Source organism: Roseateles sp. P5_B10, from assembly GCF_056400485.1.
Genome location: NZ_JBFULE010000221.1, coordinates 1 through 7,315, shown reverse-complemented (window position 1 = coordinate 7,315; position 7,315 = coordinate 1). Strand labels below are relative to the sequence as shown.

9 protein-coding genes are annotated in these 7,315 nt (G+C 69.9%); all 9 read left to right on the top strand.

Features of this window, described 5'->3' with window-relative positions; genetic code table 11:
• The coding region (locus tag AC1DU6_RS14935; protein ID WP_477858001.1) for a TRAP transporter large permease at positions 1-1,032 on the top strand (1,032 nt) is incomplete at its 5' end.
• Positions 1,033-1,042: 10 nt separating this feature from the next.
• Positions 1,043-2,707 carry a malonate decarboxylase subunit alpha gene (gene mdcA / locus AC1DU6_RS14930; protein ID WP_477857999.1) on the top strand — a complete coding sequence of 555 codons (1,665 nt, stop codon included), beginning with the start codon at positions 1,043-1,045 and terminating at the stop codon, positions 2,705-2,707.
• A 7-nt stretch (positions 2,708-2,714) separates the two neighbouring features.
• The gene (gene mdcC / locus AC1DU6_RS14925; protein WP_457322086.1) at positions 2,715-3,032 is read left to right on the top strand and encodes a malonate decarboxylase acyl carrier protein; all 318 of its coding nucleotides are present in this window, start codon (positions 2,715-2,717) and stop codon (positions 3,030-3,032) included.
• Positions 3,029-3,889, top strand: a complete 861-nt coding sequence (locus AC1DU6_RS14920; protein ID WP_457322087.1) for a biotin-independent malonate decarboxylase subunit beta — start codon at positions 3,029-3,031, stop codon at positions 3,887-3,889. Before mdcC ends, AC1DU6_RS14920 begins: the two co-directional genes overlap by 4 nt.
• Positions 3,889-4,590 carry a biotin-independent malonate decarboxylase subunit gamma gene (locus AC1DU6_RS14915; RefSeq protein WP_457322089.1) on the top strand — a complete coding sequence of 234 codons (702 nt, stop codon included), beginning with the start codon at positions 3,889-3,891 and terminating at the stop codon, positions 4,588-4,590. The genes AC1DU6_RS14920 and AC1DU6_RS14915 overlap by 1 nt, the downstream gene beginning before the upstream one ends.
• Positions 4,591-4,593: 3 nt before the next feature.
• Entirely contained in the window at positions 4,594-5,226 is a 633-nt protein-coding gene (gene mdcG, locus AC1DU6_RS14910; protein WP_056201521.1) for a malonate decarboxylase holo-[acyl-carrier-protein] synthase, read from the top strand.
• A complete protein-coding gene (mdcB, locus tag AC1DU6_RS14905; protein WP_457325649.1) occupies positions 5,223-6,053 on the top strand; it encodes a triphosphoribosyl-dephospho-CoA synthase MdcB in 831 nt (276 codons plus the stop codon). Before mdcG ends, mdcB begins: the two co-directional genes overlap by 4 nt.
• Complete coding sequence (locus tag AC1DU6_RS14900) at positions 6,054-6,968, top strand: ACP S-malonyltransferase (RefSeq protein WP_457325648.1); 915 nt, start codon at positions 6,054-6,056, stop codon at positions 6,966-6,968.
• Positions 6,969-6,989: 21 nt separating this feature from the next.
• Positions 6,990-7,315: hypothetical protein (locus AC1DU6_RS14895; RefSeq protein ID WP_477857996.1), on the top strand; the 326-nt coding region annotated here is incomplete at its 3' end.

Here is a 7,315-nt window from a genome sequence, read left to right as displayed (position 1 = left end):
GCCATGGCCGGCTCCAGCCCGGCCACCTGCTCGGCCATCGGCAGCGCCGGCATCCCGGAGATGCGCAAGCGCGGCTACTCGCCCGGCTTTGCGGCCGGCATCATCGCTGCCGGCGGCACCCTGGGCATCCTGCTGCCGCCGTCCATCACGATGATCCTGTACGCAGTGGCGGCCGAGCAGTCGCTGGGCCGGCTGTTCCTGGCCGGCATCATGCCGGGCGTGCTGCTGGTGGCGCTGTTCGCCGGCTACGCGGCGCTGCGCTACCGCAAGGAGTACGCGCTGGCCGAGGCCGAATACAAGCGCACCGGTGCCGCCTCGGCGCTGCTGGCCAACGAGACCTTCACCAACCGCCAGAAGTTCGAGATGCTGCCGCGCGTCGTGCCCTTCGTGCTGCTGCTGATCGGCGTCATGGTGGCGCTGTATGGCGGCTTCGCGACACCGTCGGAAACGGCCGGCCTTGGCGCGCTGCTGGCGCTGGCGCTGATCGCCGTCATCTACGGCGTGTGGCGGCCCAAGGACGTGGCGCCCATCCTCCAGTCGACGCTGAAGGAATCGACCATGCTGATGCTCATCATCGGCATGTCGCTGCTGTTCTCCTACGTGATGAGCTATCTGCACATCAGCCAGTCGGCGGCGGAGTGGATCGTCGGCATGCAGCTGTCCAAGTGGGTGCTGCTGGCCGCGGTGCTGCTGATGGTCATCCTGCTGGGCTTCTTCCTACCGCCGGTCAGCATCATCCTGATGACGGCACCCATCATCCTGCCGCCGCTGAAGGCCGCCGGCTTCGACCTGATCTGGTTCGGCATCCTGATGACCATCGTCATGGAGACCGGCCTCATCCACCCACCGGTGGGGCTGAACATCTTTGTCATCAAGAACATCGCGCCCGACATCGACCTGCGCGACATCATCTGGGGCGTGCTGCCCTTCGTCGTGCTGATGTTGCTGGCGGTGCTGCTGATCTGCATCTTCCCGGGCATTGCCACTGCTCTGCCGGACGCGGTCATGGGCGTCGCCGCCAAGGCGCATTGAGGAGCCGGCCATGAATGCTCCCGCCTGGAACCTGCGCGACCGCCAGCGCCGCGAGCGGCTCTCGCGGGCGGCCGAACTCACCGGCGTACAGGGCCGGCGCGTGGCGACCGACGCCATCGTGCCGCTGCTGGAGGCCGTGCTGCAGCCCGGCGACCGTGTCTGCCTGGAAGGCAATAACCAGAAGCAGGCCGACTTCCTCGCCCAGTCGCTCACGCAGGTGGACCCGCAGCGCGTGCGCGACCTGCACATGGTGCAGTCGGTGCTGGCCCTGCCCGAGCACCTGGACGTGTTCGAGAGCGGCATCGCCAAGCGGCTCGACTTCAGCTTCTCCGGCCCGCAGGGTGCGCGCCTGGCCAAGCTGGTCGCGGCGGGTGGCATCGAGATCGGCGCCATCCACACCTACCTGGAACTGTTCGCGCGCTACTTCGTCGACCTGACGCCCAAGGTCGCGCTGGTGGCCGCCCACGCCGCGGATGCGCAAGGCAACCTCTACACCGGCCCCAACACTGAGGACACGCCGGCCATCGTCGAGGCCACGGCCTTCTCGGGCGGCATCGTCATCGCTCAGGTCAACGAGATCGTCGACACGTTGCCGCGCATCGACATCCCGGCCGACTGGGTGGACTTCGTCGTGCAGGCGCCGCGGCCCAACCTTGTCGAGCCGCTGTTCACCCGCGACCCGGCGCAGATCAGCGAGATCCAGGTGCTGATGGCCATGATGGCCATCAAGGGCATCTATGCCGAGTACGGCGTGCAGCGCCTGAACCACGGCATCGGCTTCGACACCGCGGCCATCGAGCTGCTGCTGCCCACCTATGCCGAGTCGCTCGGCCTCAAGGGCAAGATCTGCAAGCACTGGGCGTTGAACCCACACCCGGCGCTCATTCCCGCCATCGAGGCCGGTTGGGTGGAGTCCATCCACTCCTTCGGCTCCGAGCTCGGCATGGAGGACTACATCCGTGCCCGGTCCGACGTCTTCTTCACCGGCACCGACGGCAGCCTGCGCAGCAACCGCGCCTTCTGCCAGGCCGCCGGCCATTACGCCTGCGACCTCTTCATCGGCTCCACGCTGCAGATCGACCTGCAGGGCAACWSYTCCACCGCCACGCTGGGYCGCATCACCGGCTTTGGTGGYGCGCCCAATATGGGYGCMGACGCGCGCGGCCGSCGCCACGCCAGCCCCGCGTGGCTGAAGGCCGGTGCCGAGGCCCGTGCGGGAAGGCAAGGCGCCGCCGGCACGCCTCGTGGCCAGAAGCTGGTGGTGCAGATGGTGGAGACCTTCCGCGAACACATGCAGCCCGCCTTCGTCGAACGACTCGACGCGTGGACACTGCAGGAGCAGGCCGGCATGGCCCTGCCGCCCATCATGATCTACGGCGACGACGTCAGCCACATCCTGACCGAGGAAGGCATCGCCAACCTGCTGCTGTGCCGCAGCGACGAGGAGCGCGAGCAGGCCATCCGCGGCGTGGCGGGCTACACGGCGGTGGGTCTGGCGCGGGATGCGCGCATGGTCGAGAACCTGCGCGACCGTGGTGTCATCAAGCGGCCTGCCGACCTCGGCATCGATCCGCGCGACGCCACGCGCAACCTGCTGGCCGCGCGCAGCATGCGCGACCTCGTGCGCGCCTCGGGTGGCCTGTACAGCCCGCCCAAGCGTTTCCGCAACTGGTGAGGACAAGATGACCACCCCTGGCCTCGAAACCCTGGACTACGCCTTCACCGGCACACGGCCCGCCGGCAGCTTCACGCCGGTGCTGGTCGGCGTCGTCGGCTCCGGCAACCTCGAAGTGCTGCTGGAGCCCGCGGCCGGCAGCGACTGCCGCATCCACATCGAAACCTCGGCGCGCGGCTTCGGCACCATCTGGTCGGCCGTCGTCAGCGACTTCCACCAGCGCCACCAGCTCGCCGGCGTGCAGCTGTCCATCCACGACATGGGCGCCACGCCCGCCGTCGTCAGCCTGCGGCTGGACCAGGCCGCGCAGGAGCTGCAGCCGTGATGTCCTATGCGGAATGCTCGGCACGCGAGCGCCTGGCCCTGGTCGTCGATACCGGCAGCTTCTACGAGTGGCTGCCGCCCGCGATGCGGCTGACCAGCCCCCACCTGGCGCAGCTTGGCGTGCCCTCCTCTTTCGACGACGGCGTGGCCATTGGCCGCGCAACGCTGGCTGGTCAGGAGATCTTCGTCGCCGCGCAGGAAGGCCAGTTCATGGGCGGCGGCGTCGGCGAAGTGCATGGCGCCAAGCTCGTCGGCCTGCTGAAGCGCGCGCTGCGCGACCAGCCACGGGCCGTGCTGCTGCTGGCCGAGTCGGGTGGCGTGCGCCTGCACGAAGCCAACGCCGGGCTCATCGCTGTCTCCGAGGTGATGCGCGCGCTGCTTGATGTGCGCGCGGCAGGCATCCCGGTCATCGTGCTGATCGGCGGCGCCAATGGCTGCTTCGGCGGCATGGGCATCGTCGCGCGCTGCGCCGACCACATCGTCATGAGCGACCTGGGGCGCCTGGCCATGTCCGGCCCCGAAGTCATCGAGGCTTCGCATGGCGTCGAGGAGTTCGACTCACGCGACCGAGCGCTGGTGTGGCGCACGACCGGCGGCAAGCACCGCTGGCTGAGTGGCGACTGCGACGTGCTGGTGGAAGACGACGTGGCCGAGTTCCGCGCGGCAGCCATTGCGGCGCTGGATTCGGGGCGGCCGGTCACGCTGGAACTGCTGGAAGCCGAGCACGCGCGGCTGAGTGCGCGGCTCACTTTCGACGGCTCCGAAGCCATTGCGTTGTGGGCTTCGCTCGGCGTGCAGAGCGCCTCCCACGTGCCCGACCTCGACGTGGCCGGTGTGCTGGCCCTGGGAGCCCGCTGATGGACTGGCAGACGCTTGCAACCCAACTCTTCGGCGCCGATCACGGCATCACGCGCGACGGTGATTTCCTGCGCGGCGAGGTCGAGTTCGACGGCGAGCCCATCGCCGTCATCGGCACCACCAACCACGCACCCATCGGCGTGCAGCTCGCGCTGACCCAGGCCCGCGCAGTGCTGGACACGATGGCCCAGCACCCCGGCCGCGCCATCCTGCTGCTGATCGACACCCAAGGCCAGCAGCTGCGCCGCCGCGACGAGCTGCTGGGCATCAACCGCGCGATGGCCCATCTGGGCATGACGATCGACCTCGCCCGCCGGCGCGGCCACCGCGTGCTGGGCCTCGTCTACGACCAAGCCTTGTCCGGCGGCTTCATCACCTCGGGCCTCATCGCCGACGCCTGCGACGCACTGCCCGAGGCCGAGATCCGCGTCATGCGCCTGCCGGCCATGGCGCGCGTGACCAAGCTGCCCGAGGCGTTGCTGGCGCARCTGTCCGAATCCAATCCGGTGTTCGCGCCCGGCGTGGACAACTACGTCGCCATGGGCGGCGTGCGCCGGCTCTGGCAGGGCGACCTGGCCCAGGCCCTGCGCGAGGCGCTGGCGGATGCGCCGACCGATGACCGGCGTGCTGAAGATGGCGCCGCGCGCGGCGGGCGGCAGATGGCCGCAGCGGTCGCGCAGCGGGTGCTCGACGCCGCCTGAACCATGGCCGCGCTACATCGCCACCAGATCGCCTGGCTGTCGGCCGTGGGCTGGCAGGGCCTGCTCGGCGGCAGTTGGGACGCCGAAGCCCTCGACTGCCTGGGTCACTGGGCTGCGCGAGGCCTGCCCCTCGTCGTCACGCGCCAACGCGACGACGACGGCATTGCGTTGGGCCTGTGCGCGCCGCGCCGCTGGGGCCATCGACGCATTGCGCTGCGCGTCGAGCGCACCGAGGTGCTGTACTTCGACGAGTTCCCGCGCCTGGACCAGGTCCTCACCCAACTGCCTCAGAGCACCCGCGCACCCGCCCGCCAGCTGGCCCTGGCCCTGCAGGCCTGCGGCGCAACGGCCCGCGTCTACGGCAGCCATGGCTGGCAACACATCACCGGACTGCAGCACGTGCGCGAGGGCTCGGATCTCGACGTGTGGGTAGGAGTCGGCAGCAAGGAACAGGCCGATGCCGCGGCCGCCGCATTGAACGCCTTCGCCTCGCCCTCCCGGCGGATCGATGGCGAACTCGTCTTCGACGGCAACGCCGCCGTTGCCTGGCGTGAGTGGCTCGCCTGGCGCAGCGGTGGCCCGCAGGCTCTGTTGGTGAAACGGCTCAACGGCGCTTCGATGGAGGCGCTGGCATGAGGCCACATCGCGCGCTGGCGCCCAGCGCCCCCACGCCCCAGCAGATCGGCCGCGCCGCCACGCTGGCGCTCTATGACGAGCTCGCGCTGTCACCCAAGCCCGGCCTCGTCACGCTGACCGACCGCGGCAGCCATGCCGACATGGACGCCCACAGCTTCATGCGCAGCCTGTTCGCGCTGCGCAGCTACTTTGTTCGCATCGCCGAACTGGGGGCCGCTGGCGCGCCCTTCGAGGCGCTGGAGCGCTGCGGCATCGCGGCCGAAGCCCGCATGCTGGCCGCCACGGGCGGCATCAACACGCACCGCGGCGCGATCTTCATGCTGGGCTTGCTGTGCGCTGCAGCGGGCGCGCTGGGCCAACAACCCACTCCCGCCCTGATCAGGCAGACGCTGCTGACGCGCTGGGGCGAGACGCTGGCCGCTCGCGCGCAGCGCCCTCCCACGCTGCCCGGCGGGCTGGCTGCGCAGCGCTTTCAACTGCGCAGCGCTTCGACCGAAGCCGCTCTGGGCTTTCCGACGCTGTTCGAGACGGCCGAGCCAGCCTTGCGTTCGGCCCGGGCGCGCGGCCTTTCGGCGGCCGCGGCCCGGCTCGACACCTTGTTCGCCGTCATGGCCGTGCTGGACGACAGCAACCTCGCCCACCGCGGCGGCCTCGAGGGGTTGCGCTTCGCGCAGGCCACCGCGCGAGACTTCCTCGCCACGGGTGGTGCATCCCAGGGCCTCGAAACGGTCCAAACGATCAGCGCCGAGTTCGTGCGCCAGCGCCTGTCCCCCGGCGGCGCGGCCGACACCCTCGCCGCCGCCTGCTGGCTGGAACGCCTGCGCTGAATGGGCCTGGCGCTGCTCTTCCCCGGGCAGGGCGCACAGCACCCGCAGATGCTGCCCTGGCTGGACGCACAGCCCGCTGCCAGGCCGGCGCTGGATGCCCTGGCCCGGCACCTGGGTCCAGGCTGGCGTGATCGCCTGGGCGACTCGGCCTGGCTGCATGCCAATCGGGTCGCGCAGCTGCTGCTGACGGGTGTCGGCATCGCCGCCTGGCAGGCGCTGGCGGCGCGCTTGCCGCCACCGGCGGTGGTAGCCGGCTACAGCGTCGGCGAGCTGGCCGCATTCGCGGCGGCGGGTGTGTTTGACGCCTCAACCGCCCTCGAGCTCGCGGCCGTTCGCGCGCAGGCCATGAGTGACGGCGTGGCTGGCCAGGACACGGGGCTGCTTGCTGTGCAGGGCCCGAACGCGCTGCGCCTGGCCCAAGCCTCCCCAGCCTCGTTGGCGATTGCGATCCGCATCAGCGCGGAGCGCGTCATCGTCGGCGGCGTTGCGGCCGAACTCGACGCCAACGCGGCCCGCTGGTCCGCCGCCGGCCTGCGCTGCACGCGCCTGCCCATTGGCATCGCCTCGCACACGCCGGCCATGGCGGCTGCGGCGACGGTGTTCGCACGGCACCTGGCGACGGTCAGTCTCCAGGCGCCACGCACCGCCGTGGTCTGCAACTTCACCGGTGCTGCCAGCAGAGTCCCCGCCGCGCTGGCGGCCGCACTTGCCGGCCAGATTGCCAGCACTGTGCGATGGGACGACTGCATGGACAGCATCGCCGAACGCGGCGTTCGCTGCGTGCTGGAAATCGGCCCCGGTGCCGCACTGGCATCCATGTGGCGCGAGCGGCACCCCGACATCCCGGCTCGGTCGATCGACGAGTTCCAGGGGCCGGACGGCGTGCTGGGCTGGCTGCATCGGCAACTCAGCTGAGCCGTAGGTGTTTTCTCTGGTATGACCGCATTGGTCGAAAATGAGAAACTGGTAATACCGCAATGGGCTACGGCTCAAGACGTCACCAGGCAAGTCAATTCCCACGGGCGTCTCGCCCGGTCCGCCAATAACACGCAGGAGACCATCGTGCATCGATTCAAGTACGTCATCAGCGCAGCACTGCTCGCTGCTTCGCAACTGGCCGCCGCGGCTACCGCCGAAGCGAGCATCAGCAACATCAACGTCACCTCTTCGGGGGGCGAGGGTTGGGCTCAGTTGTTCAAGGGCGTGACCTGGCTGCCGCTGCCATCGGGCGCATCGGTTGGGCTGGTGGATCCGAGTTTCAG

Coding starts and splice junctions, on each gene's coding strand:
- mdcC (WP_457322086.1), top strand. CDS start 2,715: ATGACCACCCCTGGCCTCGAAACCCTGGACTACGCCTTCACCGGCACA.
- mdcG (WP_056201521.1), top strand. CDS start 4,594: ATGGCCGCGCTACATCGCCACCAGATCGCCTGGCTGTCGGCCGTGGGC.
- mdcB (WP_457325649.1), top strand. CDS start 5,223: ATGAGGCCACATCGCGCGCTGGCGCCCAGCGCCCCCACGCCCCAGCAG.
- AC1DU6_RS14900 (WP_457325648.1), top strand. CDS start 6,054: ATGGGCCTGGCGCTGCTCTTCCCCGGGCAGGGCGCACAGCACCCGCAG.